18 protein-coding genes are annotated in these 21,281 nt (G+C 52.2%); 2 read left to right on the top strand and 16 right to left on the bottom strand.

What is annotated here, in order from left to right:
- Positions 1 to 22 precede the first annotated feature (22 nt).
- The 11 genes from NFS35_RS22485 to rho form a co-directional block, all read right to left on the bottom strand.
- Complete coding sequence (locus NFS35_RS22485; RefSeq protein WP_251209302.1) at positions 23 to 1,468, bottom strand: TldD/PmbA family protein; 1,446 nt, start codon at positions 1,466 to 1,468, stop codon at positions 23 to 25.
- Between the two features lie 86 nt (positions 1,469 to 1,554).
- The gene (locus NFS35_RS22480; RefSeq protein ID WP_251209301.1) at positions 1,555 to 2,622 is read right to left on the bottom strand and encodes a glycoside hydrolase family 172 protein; all 1,068 of its coding nucleotides are present in this window, start codon (positions 2,620 to 2,622) and stop codon (positions 1,555 to 1,557) included.
- Between the two features lie 341 nt (positions 2,623 to 2,963).
- A complete protein-coding gene (locus tag NFS35_RS22475) occupies positions 2,964 to 5,186 on the bottom strand; it encodes an ABC transporter ATP-binding protein (protein WP_251209300.1) in 2,223 nt (740 codons plus the stop codon).
- A gap of 18 nt (positions 5,187 to 5,204) precedes the next feature.
- Entirely contained in the window at positions 5,205 to 5,855 is a 651-nt protein-coding gene (locus NFS35_RS22470) for a DUF1854 domain-containing protein (RefSeq protein WP_251209299.1), read from the bottom strand.
- Between the two features lie 137 nt (positions 5,856 to 5,992).
- Positions 5,993 to 8,350, bottom strand: a complete 2,358-nt coding sequence (locus tag NFS35_RS22465; RefSeq protein WP_251209298.1) for an ABC transporter ATP-binding protein — start codon at positions 8,348 to 8,350, stop codon at positions 5,993 to 5,995.
- Between the two features lie 485 nt (positions 8,351 to 8,835).
- Complete coding sequence (locus tag NFS35_RS22460) at positions 8,836 to 9,741, bottom strand: hypothetical protein (protein WP_251209297.1); 906 nt, start codon at positions 9,739 to 9,741, stop codon at positions 8,836 to 8,838.
- A gap of 108 nt (positions 9,742 to 9,849) precedes the next feature.
- Positions 9,850 to 10,926: a peptide chain release factor 1 gene (gene prfA / locus NFS35_RS22455; RefSeq protein ID WP_251209296.1), complete on the bottom strand. Its 1,077-nt coding sequence runs from the start codon at positions 10,924 to 10,926 to the stop codon at positions 9,850 to 9,852.
- Positions 10,927 to 11,060: 134 nt separating this feature from the next.
- Positions 11,061 to 11,984: a peptide chain release factor N(5)-glutamine methyltransferase gene (prmC, locus tag NFS35_RS22450; RefSeq protein WP_251209295.1), complete on the bottom strand. Its 924-nt coding sequence runs from the start codon at positions 11,982 to 11,984 to the stop codon at positions 11,061 to 11,063.
- On the bottom strand, positions 11,981 to 12,946 hold the full coding sequence (locus NFS35_RS22445; RefSeq protein WP_251209294.1) for a DUF1385 domain-containing protein: 966 nt from the start codon (positions 12,944 to 12,946) through the stop codon (positions 11,981 to 11,983). The genes prmC and NFS35_RS22445 overlap by 4 nt, the downstream gene beginning before the upstream one ends.
- Before the next feature lie 190 nt (positions 12,947 to 13,136).
- The gene (rpmE, locus tag NFS35_RS22440) at positions 13,137 to 13,337 is read right to left on the bottom strand and encodes a 50S ribosomal protein L31 (RefSeq protein ID WP_251209293.1); all 201 of its coding nucleotides are present in this window, start codon (positions 13,335 to 13,337) and stop codon (positions 13,137 to 13,139) included.
- 169 nt (positions 13,338 to 13,506) lie between these two features.
- Positions 13,507 to 15,198 carry a transcription termination factor Rho gene (gene rho, locus NFS35_RS22435; protein WP_251209292.1) on the bottom strand — a complete coding sequence of 564 codons (1,692 nt, stop codon included), beginning with the start codon at positions 15,196 to 15,198 and terminating at the stop codon, positions 13,507 to 13,509.
- A gap of 348 nt (positions 15,199 to 15,546) precedes the next feature.
- Here rho and NFS35_RS22430 point away from each other — a divergent pair, with 348 nt between their 5' ends.
- On the top strand, positions 15,547 to 16,701 hold the full coding sequence (locus tag NFS35_RS22430; protein WP_251209291.1) for an NAD(P)-dependent malic enzyme: 1,155 nt from the start codon (positions 15,547 to 15,549) through the stop codon (positions 16,699 to 16,701).
- A 56-nt stretch (positions 16,702 to 16,757) separates the two neighbouring features.
- Positions 16,758 to 17,276: a DUF4364 family protein gene (locus tag NFS35_RS22425; protein WP_251209290.1), complete on the top strand. Its 519-nt coding sequence runs from the start codon at positions 16,758 to 16,760 to the stop codon at positions 17,274 to 17,276.
- Between the two features lie 219 nt (positions 17,277 to 17,495).
- Here the strand turns inward: NFS35_RS22425 and NFS35_RS22420 are convergent, their stop codons facing one another.
- The 5 genes from NFS35_RS22420 to NFS35_RS22400 all read right to left on the bottom strand — a co-directional run bounded on the left by NFS35_RS22420 (position 17,496) and on the right by NFS35_RS22400 (position 21,149).
- Positions 17,496 to 18,845, bottom strand: a complete 1,350-nt coding sequence (locus tag NFS35_RS22420; protein WP_251209327.1) for a replication-associated recombination protein A — start codon at positions 18,843 to 18,845, stop codon at positions 17,496 to 17,498.
- 29 nt (positions 18,846 to 18,874) lie between these two features.
- Positions 18,875 to 19,861, bottom strand: coding sequence for an NYN domain-containing protein (locus NFS35_RS22415; RefSeq protein WP_251209289.1), 987 nt, complete (start codon positions 19,859 to 19,861; stop codon positions 18,875 to 18,877).
- A complete protein-coding gene (locus NFS35_RS22410; protein ID WP_251209288.1) occupies positions 19,845 to 19,997 on the bottom strand; it encodes a hypothetical protein in 153 nt (50 codons plus the stop codon). Before NFS35_RS22410 ends, NFS35_RS22415 begins: the two co-directional genes overlap by 17 nt.
- Before the next feature lie 115 nt (positions 19,998 to 20,112).
- On the bottom strand, positions 20,113 to 20,835 hold the full coding sequence (locus tag NFS35_RS22405; RefSeq protein ID WP_251209287.1) for a DUF2812 domain-containing protein: 723 nt from the start codon (positions 20,833 to 20,835) through the stop codon (positions 20,113 to 20,115).
- On the bottom strand, positions 20,829 to 21,149 hold the full coding sequence (locus NFS35_RS22400) for a PadR family transcriptional regulator (protein ID WP_251209286.1): 321 nt from the start codon (positions 21,147 to 21,149) through the stop codon (positions 20,829 to 20,831). The genes NFS35_RS22405 and NFS35_RS22400 overlap by 7 nt, the downstream gene beginning before the upstream one ends.
- Positions 21,150 to 21,281 lie beyond the last annotated feature (132 nt).

The raw sequence follows: 21,281 nt of genomic DNA, 5'->3' as shown, positions 1-21,281 counted from the left end.
TTTCATTTTATGGGAAGAACGCTTATCCGAGCCGTATCCTGGCCTTGATATAAGGGCCGCCGTCGGACACTTTCACCCATTCCTTGTAGCCCTTGCCGCACATGCCTCCGCCGCCTAATTCCACTTTCTCCGATATCATGCTGATGGATTTCAGCAAATCCGGCACATAACCCGTGAGGACCACAGGGGAGAAAATCTTCCCGGTGAGCTTTCCGTCCCGAATCTCCCTGGCGATGCTGACCATACACTGGATGCCCCAGTTCTTCGGATCCTCCATGCCGCTGGAGGGCTCTTCCAGCAGGAAACCATAGGAGATAGAGGCAATCATGTCCTCCAGCTTGTCCGTACCGCCCTCGAAGAAAGTGTTGGTCATCCTGGTATAGGCCTTGCGCTGATAGCTCTCCCGCCTGCCGTTGCCGGTGGGAACCGTGCCCAGATGCATGGCGGACTGGGCGTCGCTGATGCCTGCCTTTAAGACACCCTTGTCGATGACGACAGTGTCTTTGGCCAGCACGCCCTCATCGTCAAAGAAATAGGTGGCGACTTCTTCTGCCGCGCTGGCGCCGTCATGCATGGTGACCAGATTCGACGCCACCTGTCTGCCCACGAACCGTTCCGCCAGCGCCCTCTTCTTGACGAACATATCCATCTCTACCCCATGGCCAAATGCTTCATGCACGATCATGCCCGTAGCCTCCGGCGTACAGATGCAGTCGTATTCGCCCGGCGTGATGGGCTCGCTCTCCAGCAGTTCCAACGCCACTTTCGCCACATCGCACACGCCCTCACGCATTTTCGCCAGAAGTTCCATTCCGCCCAGGTTGGAAAATCCTTTGTAGCTGTCCTTGATTTCTTCGCCTCTGGAGGCCATGACACTGAAGCCTCCTGCCGCCCAGAGCACGTTCTGCTCCATGTCACGGTTCCTGGAGAGGAACAGCTTGCTGTATTTCTGATAATTGACAAAGGCGGCGCAGTCCAGGATTTTCTCGCTGTAGGCCCTTCCTGTCTCGCTGATCCGGGTCAGTTCCCGGATGATATTTTCATCGCCGTATTCCGCCGGATCGACTTCATATTCTGTGCTGCCCGCGAATACCAAAGGTTCGTCTTCCAGCATGGCATAGATGCTGCGCTTCACGCCCTCGGGCAGATGGTCCGACATAGGCGTGAGCTCATTCTTTATTTTCGCCGCGATTTCCTCGATGCGGTCTTCGGAAATCTCATTGAAAGAGTATTCTCCGTAGCCGTAGCCGTCATAGACTTTCACCACGAATCCCCTGCCGGACCAGCGGCCGATCATGCCGACAGAGGTGGCAGTCTTGGATACAGAGTACTGCTTTGCCTGGGAATCCGTAGCCAGTATGGACGCATATGGGTATTCCTCCAGCAGCCTGTCCCGCAGCCGGACGAGTACCGGCTTTATCCCGCTCAGGTAGCTGCTTGATTTTACTGAATGTTTTGTTTCCGTCATATCCTGATTATTTCCTTTCTGTTGTTTTTCGTGATTTCAGTATACCATTGAACCGGCCGGATGGGAAGAGGTTCCTTTTCCCGAAATCAGATGACCTCCAGATAATCTCTGTCCGGCAGCCCGGGGAATTTCACGGTAGGCAGCGTCTGGTACCAGTACGCCACGGAGGCGATGTCGTCCTGCAGCGGCAGATAACGTCCTTCACTTCTCCACCCGAGAGCCTGAATCGTCACTTTCAGCTTAGTGTCGAAATGGATAGGATCCGGGATATGGAAGCGGTACATGCCAAAGCGGAACTGGCTCCTGTAGAGTTGGTTAGGCGAGACTACCTGCAGCCCGGTGTAAGGCGTGCTGAAAGACTGATACCTGTCATGGGTGACGGGATTTTCAAAATTATAGGAGCCGCAGAAATAATCTTCGGTGCCCGTGCCGCAGATGGTGGGATATTCCGTGTCATCGTCCATATAAAACTTGATTTCCCCTTCTCCCCACCACTGATTGTTGTTCACGCCCCAGGCCAGATAGGTCCCCGCATACTGTCCCTTGCCTTCGATGCCGTCCACGATGGTGTAGACCTCCTTGTAGGGGAGCGGGTTCACCCTGCGGAACTGGGCGTGGAAATAGGATATTTCCTCCGGGAGAGACTCAAGTGTATAGTCAATCTGGAAGTAGATTACCTGTCTGATATCGGAAATGTTCTCAAGGGTCATGCGGCAATTGGAGCGAAACGGCATCTGCCAGTAACAGTTGAAAGCGCTCCCGGGATTGACGCAGACCGCCAGAGAATTAATCTGGGCATATTCGTTCCAGCCCATGCAGAAGAAGTCACCGATAGGGCATTCCACGGACGGATTCTTCTGGCCGTCCCAATAAATACGTAATATCGTATCCCTCCAGCGGTGCTGAGGCGTCATCCAGATATGGCGGATGATTCCGGGGCCGTCAATATTGGCGATTTCAAAGGTGCTCTTCGGTTCGATAAAGATATAGGGATTCACTTTCCATCCCATTCCCAGATCTCTTGCCGCGCTGCTGGCAACCCCTTTTTCCAGCGGGCACATTCCGCCCTTTCCCGGTTCTCCCGTAAAGTTCTCCGCGCTGATGGAGCGGGACTTTACATCGCTTACCTGGTAGAGTGTAGATAAATCAAGCATTTCCATTCTCCTTTCTTTTTCGCTCTCCTGTCTGCCATTCGGCAATAGCTTTCGCTTCCCTGTCCGGCATTTTCCGGCTGCAATCTCCGGTATGGAAATGTCCCGGCAGTTTTCCTGCTGACCGGACGGCCTGGGAGATGTTGTCCTCCTTGATATTCATATGTGAAAGCGCTGGCGTCTCTGACTATAGAACAGGCTGCCGCGTTCCGTCCGCCTGCATTTCCCCTGGATACGGTCCGGGCAATCAGTCCGGCATCCGGCAGTTCCTCGATATTTTCGCAACCGTGGGAAGTACAGACGCGGCTCCCCGGCCAGCCCGGAAGCTTCTTGTTGGACATGTTCTATTTCCCCTCCGCCATCTTCAGCTGCGCCGTCACCAGCCCATAATAAATTCCTTTCTTCTCCAGCAGCTCATTGTGTGTGCCGATTTCAGCGATTCCATGCTTATCGATTACTACAAGTCTGTCGGCATTCCGCAGAGTAGAGAGTCTGTGCGCAATGGCAAATGTAGTCCGTCCTTTCACCAGCCGGTCCAGCGCCTGCTGAATCAGGAACTCGCTCTCCGTGTCCAGCGCCGAGGTGGCCTCGTCCAGAATCAGGAGCCTTGGATTGTTCAGGATGGCTCTTGCGATGGCAATCCTCTGCCGCTCTCCGCCGGACAGATTGTAGCCGTGCTCGCCTACATAAGTGTTATAGCCGTCCGGCGTCTTGCAGATAAAGTCATGGGCATTGGCCGCTTTCGCCGCCTGTATGACTTCCTCTAAGGTAGCGTCCTGTCTGGCGAAGCGGATATTGGCCAGGATGCTCCCGGAAAACAGGAATGTCTCCTGCAGCACCACCCCAATCTGGGAATGCAGGCTCTCCGCCTTGATATCCCGCAGGTCTATGCCGTCTAACATAATCCTCCCCTGATCCACATCGTATAGACGCATGATCAGGTTAATCAATGTGGATTTTCCCGTTCCCGAAGCGCCCACCAGCCCAATCATCTCCCCGGGTTTTACCCGGAAACTGATGTTCTCCAGCACCGGCTCATAGGTATGGTAGCCGAAAGATACCCTCTGGAAATCAAAGGAACCTTCAATGGAAAATTCCCTGCTGTCCTCCTTGTCGGCGATGACAGGTTCCTCGTCCAGCACGTCATAAATCCGGTTCAGGCTGGTGATCATCTGCATGACCATTCTGGGCAGATGGGTCATCCAGCTCAAAGGTCCGAACAGATAGCCGCAGTAAGTGATGAACTGTACCAGCTCACCCAGGCTCATATCCCCGTGCAGCACATCGATGCCGCCGAAATATACCGCTATATAGGAGCCGGCTCCCAGCAGGAAAGTCAGAATCGGAAAAAAGATTGCCCAGAAAGTCTCATTCCGCCTGCTGATATCGGCATACTCCACCGTTTTTTTCTGAAAGCGCGCAGCCTCTCTTTCTTCTTTTCCAAAGGACTTCACCACGCGCATGCCCGAAATGATATCCTGCAGGCTGCTGGACAAATCATCCGACTTCAGCCACTGCTTATGGTATATATTGTGGATATAATGCCAAAAGGCCCTTGTCACAGCGAAGACGATGAAGATGAAGACCGTGGAAAGCAGAGTCATCTTCCAGCTGATCATGAACATCACAATCAGAGACACCACCATGGTCAGCAAGGTGGAGAACATGTCTCCGAACACCTCTTCCATAAATTCCCGAATCTGTCTGGTATCCCGGGAGACGCGGTTGAGCAGTTCGCCCGGCTTTCTGTTGTTGATAAAGGAAAGCGACAGGGACTGTATCTTATAGTAAAGTTTGCGCCTCATGCTCATGCTCAATGCGCTCCCCAGGGACACGCACTGCCAGTATCGATAGACATCCAGTAAAATGCGGCCTATCAGCATGGCAAAGGTAATGCCGATGAAAATCCACAGGTCTTTCCAGCTGCCATTTCCCGTAGACAGTGTACCGTCGATAAATTCACGCTGCACCATAGGTATCGCCAGATTCATGGCCGAAATCAGCACCATCAGCAGGGAAATCACCAAAAGCTTTCCCACATAATCCCCGCAGAGCGCGAAAAATTTCTTCAGGATGTCCGCTTTTCCCTCGCAGTAAGGGCATTTACTGGTCCCGGGAAGCGCCCTTCCGCATTTGTCACAATATTTTTCATACTCCAGGCTGACCACCTTTTCCGGCTCTTCCCCGGTCCGCAGCGCCTCGATGACTGCCTGGGCTCCCCTGGCCGCATAGGCCACACGGACGATATGCCGCATGGAGAACCGCGCCGCACAGACTAACCGCCCGTCTTTCTTCGTCACAAGGATGATGCCGCAGTGAACCTGATGCTCGCATTTGATTTTTTCACATTCCGCCAGAAGAAATTCTGCCGATACCCTGTCCCCCTCCAGCACCAGAAAGCGCTCCCCGGTCACCACCAGAAAGACTTTCCCGGCGTAAGCCTCCCGGGGCTGCATCTTCCGGTTATCGAATTCCAGATCCACCGGCACACAGTATACAGGCTCTTCTCCCGGCCTTAACTTCAGGGCCTCCCGCTGGGGCCCCGTTAACGAATACAAAAGTTTCATAAATTCTCATGCCTTTCTTTAAATAAAGAGATCCAGCTTCTTGCGTTCCATGACGCCCAGCTGATAGAAGTCGGGAATCTCATACCGGTTCCCGTCGATATCCGTCACCAGCAGCCTGGAATCGCTTAAATGAATCACCGCGTCGCCGCTCATCTGGGTGGTAAAACGGCATGCGCCGAAACTGGTGACTACATTCCAGTAAGCATATCCGTACTCATCCTTTACATCCAGCACCTTGGTGATGACGGGCCGGAAGTAGCGGAGCTTAATCTGCTCCCGCAGCATCTCCTGCTGGTCTTTCTCAAGGTCCGAAAGCTTCTCAATGATGCCGATTTCTTTCGCTTTCTCGTCTGCCTCCCGGATGGAGATGAACTCCTCGGGATTGGTCAGCGGGAATGTCAGATACACGCCCACCCGGTCATATTTCCTGGAATCTTCCCCTTCTCCGGGACGCTCTCCCTTTTCGGAACGCTCATTTTCCGCAGTACATTTCTCTCCCGCACCCGTTATCTTCAGCGCTACGAATCCGCCTTCTGTCCGGGAGAATTCCGCATTCTTCTTTGTGAGGAAACGCATCTCCAGAAGCTCCTCCGATTCCTTCTTCAGAGCCTCCTCGTCAAACTCCTGCAGATCCAGGAGATCCTGTCTGTTGTTATCCTGTCTTTCCATAATGTCTGTCCCTTTCCGTAACAAAGCCTCTTTGGCTTCGTGTCAATATCCTCATAACGATGGTGGAACTTTCCTGTAATCTCTCCGATAATACACGCAAAGCACAAAAGACGCGTCTGGAAGAATCATTTAGATTCTCATACTTCGATGCCCCGCATGGCCAGAGCCTTGGTCTGCAATTCGCTCAGTTTATAAAATGTCCCTTTCTTCGCCAGCAGTTCCTCGTGGGTTCCCGACTCTGTAAGCCTGCCGTCATCCAGCACGATCAAGTGCGTGGCATTGCGCAGCGTAGAGAGCCTGTGGGCGATGGACAGCACCGTCCTTCCCTTTTCCAGTTTCTCCAGAGACTTCTGGATAGCCAGCTCGGTCTCCGTATCCACCGCGGATGTGGCCTCGTCCAGAATCAGAATCTTCGGATCTGCCAGTATGGCCCTTGCGATGGAAATCCGCTGTTTCTCCCCGCCCGACAGGGAGCGGCTGGAGGAGCCTAAGAGCGTATCATATCCCTCCGGCATCTTGCAGATGAAATCATGGGCATTGGCCTGGACCGCTGCCCGGATAATCTCCTCTCTTGTGGCATCCGGTCTGGCGTAAGCGATATTTTCCGCTACCGTTCCCATGAAGATATAAGTCTCCTGGGAAACCATGGCCACATTTTTGCGAAGCTCTTTAAATCCAAACTCCTTTACGTTGACTCCGTCCACCAGCACTTCGCCCTCCTGGGTGTCATAGAGTCTGGATATCAGGTTCACCAGCGTGGATTTGCCGGCGCCGGAACGTCCCACGATGCCGAATACCTCTCCCGCATCCACATGGAAACTGATATCTTTCAGGATAGGCTTATGGGCCTCGTAGCCGAAAGTCACATTCCGCAGTTCTATCTCTCCCTTAAACTCTTCCGGCCGCAGAGGATTCGGCGCTTCTTTCACCTCCGGCACCGCATCGATGATTTCAAACATACGCTGTGCCGAATTCATACATTCGGTATACCATCTGATAATGCGGGAAAAGAAATTCAGCGGGCCCTGAAGCTGTCCCACGTAACCGGAAAAGGTAATCAGCATTCCCAGTTCGGTATTGGAGCCGCCGATAATCATGGCGCCGCCTACCGCCCATACCAGGAAACTGATGGTATCCTCCACCGAACAGTACAGCGCAAAAAACTTATTGTCATAGCGGGCCAGATCCATCTCCGCCGTCCTCACCTTGCCGTTGTTCTTTGCAAAACGGTTCATCTCCTGGTCCTGCTGTCCAAAGGCCTTTACCACACGGGCCCCGGTGAAGTTCTCGTTCATCTGGCCCTTAAGGCGTCGGTTGGCCCGATGCCTTTTCCCATAATAATGCCACAGATGAGGCATCATCCGATAGCTGATGACTACCAGCACCGGCATCAGGATGACGGACACCAGGGCAAGCAGGGGATTCAGGCAGAACATGATTACGATGGTGGCCAGTATCGTCCCTACATTGATGAAAAAATACGGTATTCCGTCTATAAAGAAACTGGAAATCTCCTCCGCGTCATCGGAAACCCTGGTCATCAGGCCGCCGGTCTGCCTTTTGGAATAAAAGCTGATGGACAGCCTCCCCATGGAGGAAAAGACCTGGCTCTTTAAGGTAGCAACCACCGACGGAGCAATCCTTGCGGTAAGCACGCCCTGCAGGATTCCCAGCCCCTGAATCACTATCTTGGTCAAAACCATAGAGATGACCAGCATGGTCAATGCCGTGACGAAGCGTCCGGCCGGTATGTGCAGAAAGGTAAGGAACGCCTCGTCCCGGGCCAGCACTTTGTCGTACAGGATGGTTCCGCTTAAGTACGGCCACACCAGATTCAGCGCCGCTGTCCCCAGATAGCACACGATCATGACTGCCAGATATTTCTTATAAGGCCTGAAATAGGACAGCACCCGGAACAGTATCGACTTTTTATCCATGCATTTAGGGCAGACCTTACGTTCCTGATCGGGATAAATCATGCCGCATTTGGGACAGCATTCCTTTCCTTTCTCCACGTCCAAATCTTCCTTAGAGATTTCCTCTCCCTTCTTCATTTTCTGGAAAATACTGCATACCTTGAGGAATGTTCCCAACCTGGTGTTGGAGAAATGGCAGAGGTTGCGCTCTATGCCATCGATTTCAGCCATCAGCACACCTGTGGCCACCTGACGCAGCACCTCAATCTTTTCCACCTGATCCAAATCATATATCTGCAGTGCTGGCTCCGCGGCATGGACTGCGTCCTCATTTATCTGCCAGCCGCCATACCCGCCGAAGCGGTATTCTACAAAACGGCCTTTTTCAGTCTTTTTCCTGTAAGGATAGGCGGCAATCAGCAGTTTTTTTCTGGAAGATTCCTTTCCCGTACTTAACGCCACGATAGTATCCGCAAAACGATACTCCATATCAAAGTCAGCCATCGCCGCAAAGATGATTTCTTCTTCCTTTATACCGTATTTTCCGGCAATGCTGACAAAACTTCTAGGTAACTTCATTTCACTCCTCCCACTTCTGCCCCCGCACAGAACAGAACTCCCGTTGAATTTAGAGATACAAAAAGACCATGATATCTGCCGGCAAATAGCAGGAATCATGGTCTACTCTACGCGTTCTGTTCTGCTGATAAAACATAGTGCATTGATAAACTCAATCTACTATATCCCCGGGAGGCAATTTTCTGATTCTGTTTTCCTGTAACTGCGTATTTCTTATCCTGGTCTTCATGACTGCTGCCTCCTTTCCTCAAATTTTATTTTCAGACCATTTTCTAGTATAAGCACATTCATGGGGAATGTCAACATCTATTTTAAGATTTCAGCTCTGATTTTCAGCTTTGCAGTTTTCTACGAATTCTCTCTTGTCTGTCTCCTGCTCATACAGACTCTTCTGCGAAAATATTTTTTGCTTTTATTTTCCTTAAATATATCTTTCATGCAAAAAAACAGCCAGTCCGGAAAGAATCACGGACTGGCTGTTCCGCTTAATTTGCTGCTGTCATAGAAGTGATGTGGGGGTTGACACCTTCGTACCAGTACAGGAAACCTTCCATGTCGATTTTGTCCCCAATCTTAAGTCCCTGCACTGCCTTGTAGACATCAGTGCTGCTGTCGCACAGATAGGACTCTACGGTAAAGGTATATGTTTCTCCGTTCAGGGAGACATTGAAGTACAGGTCGTCGCCCTCCTGGCCGGAACCGTCCCAGTTGTACAGGAACGCTGCGTCGTTGCCGTCTGCATCCTTGGTGGCCTCTACGGTCATGCCTTTGAATGTGACGAACTTGTTCTGATGCTTGATGAGGTCATCGGTTCCCAGAAGAGAAGTGACATCTTCAGCAGGCGCTATGTAATTTCCTTCCTCGATTTCAAAAGTAGCTCCCTCAGCAATTTCCACTTCTCCGGACCACTCGGTCTTGTAGCCGGTTACCTTAATCTTGGTTCCAGGGGTCAGTTTCGCATAATCCTCCTCAGAGCAGACCATATTGTACACGAAATAAGCGCCGTCCTTGTCCTGGGTATAAACGGTGGCCTTGTCCTCCCACCAGGACTGCTTTGCCTGCACATAAGTCTCGATTACGACTTCGGACTCGAGAGCGGCAGCATCATATTCCGCATAGGTCATGACGCCCTCAGACTTCGCCTCTGTCTCACCCTCAGAACCGCTTTCTGCTTCAGATTGCGCATCTGCGTCCTCCTCAGAACTTTCCTCAGCGTCAGACTCTTCCTCAGAGCTCTCCTCGGCATCGGACTGTTCATCCGCTACACTCTCAGAGCTTTCCACGGCATCAGAACTGGTATCCGCATCGCTGCCGGAACCACCCTCAGACCCACAGCCTGCACAAGCAAATACCAATACAGCTGTCAATAGAAATGATGTTAATTTTTTCATGATTATCCTCCTCTTTCAAATGGGTATACCCATATGTCGAGAATAATTATACAAGAATCCTTCAGGAAATCAATAGTGAAATTTGATAGTTATTTCTAATTTTTCTATCTAGTTTTCACCCATTTTCACCAGCTTAGCCGCCTGGTCTGCTGCGATACAGGCGTCCAGGATTTCCTGAATGTCTCCGTTCATGACTTTATCCAGCTTATAAATCGTCAGACCGATGCGGTGATCCGTGACGCGCCCCTGGGGGAAATTGTAGGTGCGAATCTTCTCGGAACGGTCTCCAGTACCTATCTGGCTGCGGCGCAGTTCCGCCTCCGCGTCATGGCGCTGCTGCTGCTCGATATCATACAGCTTTGCTTTCAGCAGCGCGAAAGCTTTCGCCTTGTTCTGCAGCTGGGACTTTTCCGTTTGGCTGTACACCACGATGCCCGTAGGATAATGTGTCAGGCGCACCGCGGAATCCGTGGTATTTACACACTGTCCGCCGTTTCCGGATGCCCGCATTACATCAATGCGGATATCTTTCTCATCAATGACTATATCGATATCTTCATCCACTTCCGGCATCACGGCCACGCTGATCGTGGATGTGTGGATACGTCCGCCGCTCTCCGTCTCCGGCACCCGCTGTACGCGGTGCACGCCGCTTTCATATTTCATCTTGGAATAAGCGCCCTGGCCGTCAATGGTGAACTGCACTTCTTTCATGCCGCCTATGCCGATTTCATCTACATTCAGGGTCTCCACTTTCCACCGCTGGCTCTCGGCGTAGTGCACATACATCCGATAGATTTCCGCCGCAAATAAGGCTGCCTCATCCCCGCCTGCGCCTGCGCGGATTTCCACGATTACATTCTTGTCATCGTTCGGGTCTTTGGGAAGAAGCAGAATCTTCAGCTCCTGCTCCAGCGTCTCCACCCGCTTCCTGTTCTCGTTCAGGGTCTCCTTTATCATCTCCCGCATCTCTTCATCGCTTTCCACATCCAGCAATTCCAGAGAATCCGCAATTTCCTGATTGCATTTCTTGTATTCCGTGTAAGCGTCAACAATGGGAGTCAAATCGCTCTGCTCTTTCATCAGCTTTCGGAACCTCTCCTGATTGGAGGTTACCGTAGGCTCATGGAGTTCGCTCAAAATCTCTTCAAACCGAATCAATAAATCCTCTAACTTGTCAAACATATATCCTCACATTCTGCCGCTGCCGCGGCCTGTCGCAAATCTTCCATGGAAAGTTCTTCTTCCATTCACTATTCGCCATTCCGTGCCACAAATGCCGCTTATTTCAAAGGCCCTGCTTTTCAAAGGCAATTCTGTCAGGCAAATGGTTTTGTCCCATAGACCACCCGGTCTTGTCCCCCATAGTCCTTTACTACACTTACCTCCAGGAATCCTGCATCTTCCATCAGTTTCCTGACATCTGCGGCCTGATCGTACCCTATCTCCAGAAAAAGCATTCCGCCCCCGCACAGATATGAGCCGCATTCCTCCATTATCCTGCGATAGAAAGAAATGCCATCCTCTCCGCCATCCAGCGCAAGCAAAGGCTCATGCTCCCGCACTTCCGGCATCAGGGTCTCGATGACATTCCTGCAGATATAGGGTGGGTTTGACACAATGATGTCAAACTTTCCTTCCACCTTTTCAAACAAATCACCCTGTATAAAAGAAATTCTCCCATCCCGGTTTTCCGCGCTCTCCTCTGTGCCATGGAATGTCAGAGCATCACCTGCTCCGGCCTGTATGCCCAACAGCTTCTGTGCATTCTGCCTGGCCACATCCAGGGCCTCCGCAGAGATGTCCGTCCCCACACCCTCGCAATCATTGGAATAATGCAGAAGACTTATCAAAATACAGCCAGACCCCGTGCACAGATCCAATATCCGCATACCGTCGTACAGATTGCGAAGCACTTCCTCCACCAGAATCTCCGTATCCTGCCTGGGAATCAGCACATGCTCATTCACCGCGAATTCCAGTCCCATGAACTCCTGCCTGCCCGTGAGCTGCTGCAGAGGTATCCGTTCCTTACGTCCGGCAAGCAGCCTTTCGTAAACATTTTGCTCCGCTGCGGCCACTTCTCTGTCCCCATGCACCAGCAGATCGTTCCTGTTCGTCCCACAGACATGCTCCAGCAGCAGTCTGGCATCCAGCTCCGCCTCGGAAATTCCCGCAGATTCCAGCTCGCCTTTTCCTAGGCGGTACAATTCCTCGTACGAATGCTTTTCTTCACTTATCATGCGTCGGCCTGCTCCTCTGTGTCAGGATCCTCTGTCTCATATCCGAAATTATCTTTCAGATATTGTTTCCAGTCGAACACGGCTTCTACCGCCGCAATCGCCACCTCTGCCATGCTCTCATCCGGCTCCTTGGTGGTCATGCGCTGGATTGCCATCCCGGGCGCGGATATAATCTGTATCAGGATATTGTTGCTGCGCCCGGCCAGACGGATGATTTCATAGGAAATCCCGGCCACCACAGGCATCAGCAGAATCCGAATCCCCACTCTGGCCACAGGATTCTCCACCCTGATAAAGAAAAACAATATAATGCTCACCAGAAACACAAAAAAGATAAAGCTGGTGCCGCATCTTCTGTGGAGCCTTGAACTCCTCATCACGTTCGGCACAGTCAGCGGACGGCCTCTCTCAATGCAGTTGATGCATTTATGCTCTGCCCCATGGTAACGGTATAGCCTCCTGATATCTTTCATAAGGCTGATGCCGCCCACATACAGGATAAAAATCAGGATGCGCATCACGCCCTCGATGATGGCCATCAGGGACTGGTTCCGCAGGGAACTCTTCAGCAGAGAGGTCAGGTAGTAAGGAAGCACTACGAAAATCCCCAGAGCCAGCACTACGGCAAAACAGGTGACCAAAACAGAAAGCAGCTTTTCCCCGGTCTCGTTCTTCGGTTTCTGCTCCCCGCCTTCTTCCTCCTCATAAAAGGAGGCTGAGAAGTTCAGGCATTTCATGCCCAGCGCCAGCGAATCTATGAAATTGAAGATTCCCCTGATGAACGGAATCTCCTTTATCTTGCTGCCTTTCAGGATTCCCGGATAATTATCCACTTCCACGGATACGCCCCCGTCGGGACGTCTCACGGCCACGGCGTATTTTTCTTTATTTTTCATCATAATGCCCTCCAGCACGGCCTGCCCGCCTATGCCGGAATAGCGGCAAATTCTTTTTGATGCCATACTCTTCCTCCAATGAGCGCATTTCTCCACGCAAATGCATTTTGCATTTCTTCAATTCGAATGCGATTCCTCAATTCCATGTCAAATAGCTTTAGCTCCGGCCCTTTATCAAAAGCCGTCAGCTAAAGCTGCTTTGAACATCGGTGTAAAAAAGGTTGAGATGCAATCACCTCAACCTTTCCTGCGATTCCTATTTTACGCCGTATTTCCTATTGAACTTCTCAATACGTCCGTCAGCTCTGGTCATTTTCTGCTGGCCAGTGTAGAACGGATGGCATTTGGAGCAAACTTCTACATGAATCTCGGGCTTCGTGGAGCCGGTCACAAAAGTGTTGCCGCAGTTACAAGTCACGGTTGCCTGATAGTACTTAGGATGGATTCCTTCCTTCATCTCATTCACCTCTTTATAATAGATTCGCAGCTGCGAAACTTCATTGGAAAGATTCTTCCATTGGAATGCTTCTCTTCCATATTATTCCCTGTTCACATCCGCACTGCTTATGGAACCACAAACAGCGCTATTATTGTAGCATATAGAGTATGGAGTTGCAAGTCCTATTTTAAATAAATTTGTTTCTTTTTACCATTTGGACAAATTCGTTGTTGTTTCTCGTCCGCGCGAACATGTCCAAAATGCGGTCCGTGGCCTCATCGGATTTCAGGCCGTTCAGAGCTCTGCGCATGATGTTGATGGCATCCAGTTCTTCGCTGCTCAGAAGCAGGTCTTCTCTCCGGGTGCCGGACTTCGCCAGGTCGATAGCCGGGAAGATGCGCTTCTCGGACAGTTTCCGGTCCAGAATCATCTCCATGTTGCCTGTACTCTTGAATTCCTCATATATCACATCGTCCATCTTGCTGCCGGTGTCCACCAAAGCCGTGGCAAGGATGGTCAGGCTTCCGCCGCCTCGCATGTTTCGCGCCGCTCCGAAGAACCGTTTAGGCATATGGAGCGCCGCGGGATCCAGACCGCCGGAAAGGGTACGTCCGCTGGGAGGCACTACCAGATTGTAGGCTCTCGCCAGACGGGTGATGCTGTCCAGCAGGATAATGACATCTTTCTTATGTTCCACCAGGCGTTTTGCGCGCTCGATGACCATTTCGGACACTCTCTTGTGATGCTCCGGAAGCTCATCGAAAGTGGAATAAATGACCTCCACATTGGTGCCGATGATGGCTTCTTTCACATCCGTCACTTCCTCGGGACGCTCATCTATCAGCAGTATCAGCATATGCACATCCGGATTTGTGCGCAGGATAGACTTCGCCACCTCTTTCAGCAGGGTGGTCTTGCCGGCCTTGGGCGGTGACACGATCATACCGCGCTGTCCTCTGCCGATAGGGCTGACCAGATCCATGACCCTCATGGCCACACTGCAGCCCGGAGTCTCCAGTTTGATGCGCTCATCGGGAAAGATAGGCGTCATATCCTCAAAGGCCTTACGCTTGGAAGCCTCTTCGATGGTATAGCCATTGATGGTCCGGATGAACAGCAATGCGCTGAACTTCTCCTGCTGGGTCTTGATGCGCTTGTTGCCCCGCAGGATATCGCCGGTCTTTAATCCGAAACGGCGTATCTGGCTGGGGGCCACATAGACGTCATTCTCTCCGGGCAGGTAATTCTCGCAGCGGATGAAACCGTAGCCGTCAGGCATGACCTCCAGGATGCCGCTGGCCTCCTCGCCGCTGTCGAGCTCCTTGGGGTATGTCTTCTCATCATAGACCTCCGTGGAGCGGGGAGTACGCTGTGCTGTGGGTGCGGCTGTATTATTCTGAGCTGCCGGGGCCGCGGGCGCGCTCTGAGGCGCTGCCGGTTGTTCCGCTGCCTTAAGAGGCTCGTCCGCTTTTCTGGGACTCTCTGCCGCTGCAGCGGGCTCCGCCTTGTAACTGCTCTCATCCATCACTGTTTTCTGTGCGCGGAGATTCCTCTGCTGGGAGGAGGCCGGGCGCTTATTGGTCACAATATTCTTCTTGCGCGAAGATTCCGGGGCGCTTTCATTGCTCTGCTGCGCCGCCTCACGCTTTGGGGCACTCTCCGCTTTTGGCTGTACCGTCTTTGGAGCGCTCTCCTCTTTCTGCTGTGCCGCCTCGCGTTTCGGGGCATTTTCTGTCTCCTGCTTCTTCTGCCGTTCGTCCTCAGCCAGCATGGCCTCCACCAAATCGGCTTTTTTCATGGAAGATGTACCTTTAAGCCCGCGTACTTTCGCGAGCTCCCTTAACTGTACAAGTGCCAGTGATTCATACTTTTCTTTCATAGATTCCTCCTGATTTTAATTGTCGCAAGACAACAGAAAAACACCTGATTCATTCTATTGTCATAGATAAAAGGGGGGCACAGCCAGATCAGTCATTGATGTGCAGCCTTGATCCGTATGGTCGAACCCATACTTTATGTTCCTATTATAATACACTTTTCCAAAAATAGGAACCCCCAATTTATAATTATGACAAAAATGTCTTATTTTATAAAAAACTTGCGAAAGACCGCAAACTATTATATGATACTGGTAGTCCGGTTGCATCTTCAGGCAAGCGGGCATTGTCCGGGAAAAACACTGGCAGCCCATGCCGGTTTATAAAACAGCAGGAAAAGAGGTAGAATCATGACGAACAACGAAAAGGCTCTTATGATGCATGAACAGTGGAACGGCAAGCTTGAAATCGTATCCAAGGCCCCGGTGAAATCCAGGGAGGATCTCTCCATCGCATACACTCCCGGCGTGGCAGAGCCCTGTAAGATTATCGCCGAGGACAAGGAGAACGCCTATAAATATACCATGAAAGCCAATACTGTGGCTGTGGTCTCCGACGGAAGCGCCGTCCTGGGGCTGGGCAACATCGGTCCCCATGCCGCCATGCCCGTCATGGAGGGAAAAGCCGTTCTCTTCAAGGAATTCGGCGGTGTCAACGCGGTGCCCATCTGTCTGGACACGCAGGACACGGAGGAGATTATCAAGGCCGTCACATGGCTTGCCCCCGCCTTTGGAGGCATCAATCTGGAGGATATCAGCGCTCCCAGGTGCTTTGAGATTGAGGAGCGGCTGAAAGCGGCGCTGGACATCCCGGTCTTCCATGACGATCAGCACGGCACTGCCATCGTGGTGCTGGCCGGCATCATCAACGCGTTAAAGGTCGTGGGCAAAAAGAAAGAGGATTGCCGTGTCGTGGTAAATGGGGCCGGAAGCGCCGGCGTGGCCATCACCAGGCTGCTTTTGACCTATGGTTTCCCCAATATCCTGATGTGCGACAAGGCGGGCATCCTCTCCAAATCCACGGAGGGCCTGAACTGGATGCAGCGGAAAATGACAGAGGTCACCAACCTGACAGGCGAGACGGGCACTCTGGCAGATGCCCTGAGAGGAGCCGATATCTTCGTAGGGGTATCCGCCCCCAATATCGTCACAGCGGAAATGGTAAGCGCCATGAACCACGATGCCATCCTGTTTGCCATGGCTAACCCGGTGCCGGAAATCATGCCGGATATCGCCAGGGCTGCCGGTGCCCGGGTGGTGGGTACGGGCCGCAGCGATTTCCCCAACCAGGTGAACAATGTGGTGGCGTTCCCTGGCATCTTCAAGGGCGCGCTGGAGGGCCGCGCGGCGCAGATTACGGAAGAGATGAAGCTGGCAGCCGCGGAGGCCATTGCCGGACTTGTGCCTGAAAGCGAGCTTAGTGAAGACAATATCATGCCGGAGGCTTTCAATCCGAAAGTGGCGGAGCTGGTGGCGGAGGCCGTGAAGTCCCACATCCGGGACTGAGCCCAGTACATACAGATTCCGGGTTGTTTAAAAGCTGAATGAAAGGAAGCGGGAAAATGCTACAGGATCCACTGACTCTGTATAAGTTAATCGTGCTATACATGCTGAACCGGGTCAATTTCCCTTTGACCAACGCGCAGGTCAGCGATTATATCCTGGAAAAGGAATATACGAACTATCTGACCCTCCAGCAGGTCATCAATGCGCTCACCGAGGCCCATATGATTTCCCAGGAGACCATCCGCAACCGCACCCATCTGTCCATCACGGCGGAGGGGCGGGAGACGCTGAACTTTTTCCGGAACCTGATTAATTACAGTATCAAACAGGATATCGATGACTACTTCCGGGAAAACGAGTATGTGCTCCGCAATGAGGTTTCCGTGCTGGGAGATTATTATTACACTGCCAGAGCCGGAGGATACGAGGCCCATCTGGTGGCAAAGGACAGGGACATCAACCTGGTGGACATCCGGATATCTGTCCCCACGGAGGAAATTGCCGAGAACATCTGTAATAAATGGCAGGAAAAGAACCAGGAGATATACCAGTATCTGGTGGGGGAGCTTTTTTGAAACGGAATCCGAATGGACATTACCTCTGAACCATGCTATACTTGATTTGTACTGCTTAACAGTTAAAATTTCCGAGTAACCTGACTACATAACGCCAGCCATATACGTTTAACCAAGGCAATACGGTAAATTCTGGCGTTATGTAGTATATCTGATAATCTGTCATGTTCTTCACAGAAGGTGCAGTTTCCTCTGAATGAGGATGCCGCACCTTTTCTTTCATGCGTTCTGTGTCTTCTGTCTTTCGTTTTCCTCTTTTTTGATTCTTTGCATGTGCTCCCGTATCTTCGCCTCATAGCCGTTTCCGCTGGGCCTGTAGAACTCTTTTCCGTCCAGCTCATAGGGAAGATATTGCTGCTTCACGTAATGATTGGGATAGTCATGGGCATATTTATAGCCTGTCCCCCGGCCCAGCTTCGCCGCTCCCTTGTAATGGGCATCCTGCAGGTGGGTGGGGATCGGCAGATTCCCTGTCCGGCCTACTTCCTCCATCGCTCTGAAGACGGCCTCGCTGGACGAATTGCTCTTGGGCGCGCTGGCCACATAGGCCGCGGCCTGGGCCAGGATAATCTGGGCCTCCGGCATGCCGATGCGCTCTACCGCAAGGGAGGCATTGGTGGCTATCACCAGCGCCTGCGGATCCGCGTTCCCCACGTCCTCCGCTGCGCATATCATGATCCGTCTGGCCACGAACGCCACATTTTCTCCCGCATAGAGCATCCTGGCAAGATAGTAGACCGCGGCGTCCGGGTCAGACCCTCTCATGCTCTTGATGAACGCGGAAATGGTATCATAATGGTTGTCGCCGGACTTGTCGTACCGCGCCGCCCTCTTCTGGATGCACTCCTGGGCCACATCCAAAGTGATATGTATCTTTCCGTCATCGCCGCGGCCCGTACTCATGATGCCCAGTTCGATGGCGTTCAGGGCATGTCTGGCATCCCCGCCGGAAATGTCCGCCAGGAAATCCAGAGCGTCCTCGTCGATTACCGCCTCATAAGCGCCCATGCCCCTCTCCGTATCGTAGACGGCTTTTTTCAGAAGCTCCCGCACAGCCTCCATGGGAATGGGCTTCAGCTCAAAAATGATGGAGCGGGACAGCAGAGCGCCGTTCACCTCGAAGTAAGGGTTCTCCGTGGTGGCGCCAATCAATATCACGGTTCCGTCTTCCACGAAGGGCAGCAGATAATCCTGCTGGGCCTTGTTGAAGCGGTGTATCTCATCGATAAAGAGGATGGTGCGCTTTCCGTACATCCCCTGTATCTCTTTGGCCTTTGCCACTACTTCCTCCATGTCTTTCTTGCCGGCCACAGTGGCGTTGATCTGGGTGAATTCGGCGCTGGTAGTGCTGGCGATTACCTTGGCCAGCGTGGTCTTTCCCGTGCCGGGAGGCCCGTAGAAGATGACGGAACTGATTTTGTCCGCTTTGATGGCCCGGTAGAGCAGCTTGTCCTTTCCGATGATGTGCTCCTGCCCCGCTACCTCATCCAGCGTCCTGGGGCGCATCCTGGCAGCCAGCGGAGCCTCCTTTTCCATATCGTTGCTGCGCATGTAGTCAAATATATTCAAATCCATTTTTGTCTGATACCGTCTCCGTTCTACTTTTTCAAAGATACCTCGTTCTCGTGGACTGTCACGGAGTTCAGGCTCCGCAGGAAACTGGAAATCCTGCTGTAGCCGAACTGCTTGAAGTCCAGCTGCTTGTATTTCTTGTGCAGTTCGTCGTTCAGGCTGGCCAGATTCTCCACCATGCCGCCGTTCTTCTCAATCATGCGGCAGATTTCCCGCTCCAGCTCTTCCTTGGTCAGGTTGGAGCGGCGTTCCACATAATACTGGTTGCTGATTTTCTTCACATGCAGGTCGGTGAGTTCCTGATCTATCATGGTGCTCAGCTTGGAATAACCGTAATTTCGCACATCAAAATCCGAAAATTTGTCATTCAGGCGATTGCCCAGCTGGGCCAGATCCACATGCTTTCCGCCGTTTTCGTTGATTAAAGCCAGAATCACCTGGCGCACCTCGGCCAGGGATGTCACGTTCTGCTCGTCGGCGGCCGCCGTATCCGTCTGTCCGCCGTATCCGCCTGTTCTGGAACCTTTCTCTCCGGAAGAAGTCCTCACCTCGGCGGCGCTGTCTCCTGCGTCTGCCACCAGGTTCAGATGGATGAATTTATTGCAGGCCCTTGTCAGCGCCAGAGGCGTCTTGGATTCCCCCATACCCAGCACGAACATGTTCTCCTCCCGCAGGCGCATGGCTAGCCTTGTGAAATCGCTGTCGCTGGTGACCAGGCAGAAGCCCTGCACTTTGTTTTTGTAAAGAATGTCCATGGCATCGATTACCATAGCCATGTCCGTGGCGTTTTTCCCTGTAGTATAGGAAAACTGCTGCACGGGCATGATGGAATACTCCAGGAGCATGCCCTCTGACCAGCCGTTTCCCTTGGACCAGTTGCCGTAGATGCGCCGGTAGCTGGTGACACCGTACTTTTCCAGTTCTTCAAATATTGTGACCGCGTATTTCGAGCTGATGTTGTCGGCATCGATCAGCACCGCGAACTGCATTTTTTCATTAGATAATGATTCCATGATTTCTTCCATAGCTATCCCCCTGTTTCACCGCCCGTGGTGACCCGCACAATGCCCTGGCCGGAATCTGAATGTTCTGCTTTGTAAATCCGTCCCCTATGACGGCCAGCCGGCCGCCGGTTCCAAAACGAATCATGCGGCCTCTCCCCTCTGTATTCCTGCGTTTTCGGTTCCTCATTACTGATTTGATTATACCGTCCGCGCCAGGGGATGTCAAGCAGTCCGTCCGCCGCTTTCCATCGCGTTAATCCTCAGTCTCCTCTCTTCCACAATGTGCTTATGATTCCCAGGCCCATAAAGACAATGGCCAGGCCGTGGAGGATACCCCTCACCGCTGCATACAGGGTGCTCCCCGTCGGTATCAGATAGCCAATTCCATTCAGGATAAGCCCCAGAGACAGAAGAAGCGACACATTGGACTTCCCGCATCGATTCCCGGGAGAATCCTGTCCTGCCCTTTCCCGGAGCTGTGCCAGAATCCCGTTCACCCGGGCTATCTCCCGTAAGAAAACAATGACGATTGCTCCCACCAGGGAAATGAAAGCCAGGGCCATAGCGATTGTGGCCTTATCCGTGGTGCTGCCGGCAAGCGCAATCTCCATGATGAGACAGATAAGTTCGAGCATCGTAGCCGTCTTAAACATTTTCTTGATCTTCGTATAATGCTCGATGCCGGACTCCACATCCGTATAGAGCACGAAAGGGCCCTCCGCCGCTTTCTTCCGCAGGATCACCCACATCCCCCACGGACATATGATTTCCACGCCCATTTCCTGCATGAATTCCCTGTAGTCGCTGCTCACCCGGAACCACCCCTCCGTGATGTCCACCTGATAGATGAACTCCCCGGGCCGGCATTTTTCAAAAGAGTAGAAACCTGCGAAAAATCCTGTCATCGCATAGCCTCTCGCCGCCATTTCATTCAGGTATGCCGTCTCCTCGTCCTTATTTGCATACAGCCGAAATCTTACCATGTCCCCTCCTCCATTCTCTCCGCGTTCCGCAGAAGTTCCTCCAGACGCCTTTTTTCTTCCGCAAAAACTTTTCTGCCGGTCTCCGTGATGATATATTCCTTTTTCTTCCGGGAATCTGTCTCTTCGCTGTAAATCCGGATCCATCCCCTGGCCGTCATGGTCTGCATGGCCCCATAAAGGGTGCCGGGGCCCAGCACTACCCGCCCGTCCGTGAGTTCCTGCACCTCCTGGATGATTCCGTAGCCGTGGTTGGGCTTTCGAACGGACAATAGAATATAGAACAGCGCTTCCGTCAATGGGGTCTGCTTCTCCATTTTCTCTCCTTCCGTTTCCTGCCGCAGATCGTCATATCGCAGCACAACGTATCGGCAGGCGATATATCATACTATCAATATATCACCTGCCGATATATTTGTCAAGTGCTGTAAAACCGACTTTTATATGGC

It is taken from the genome of Acetatifactor aquisgranensis, from assembly GCF_943193215.1.
Classification (GTDB): domain Bacteria; phylum Bacillota; class Clostridia; order Lachnospirales; family Lachnospiraceae; genus Acetatifactor; species Acetatifactor aquisgranensis.
Note: the sequence above shows the minus strand (reverse complement) of the source record. Positions and strands in the feature narration are given on the sequence as shown.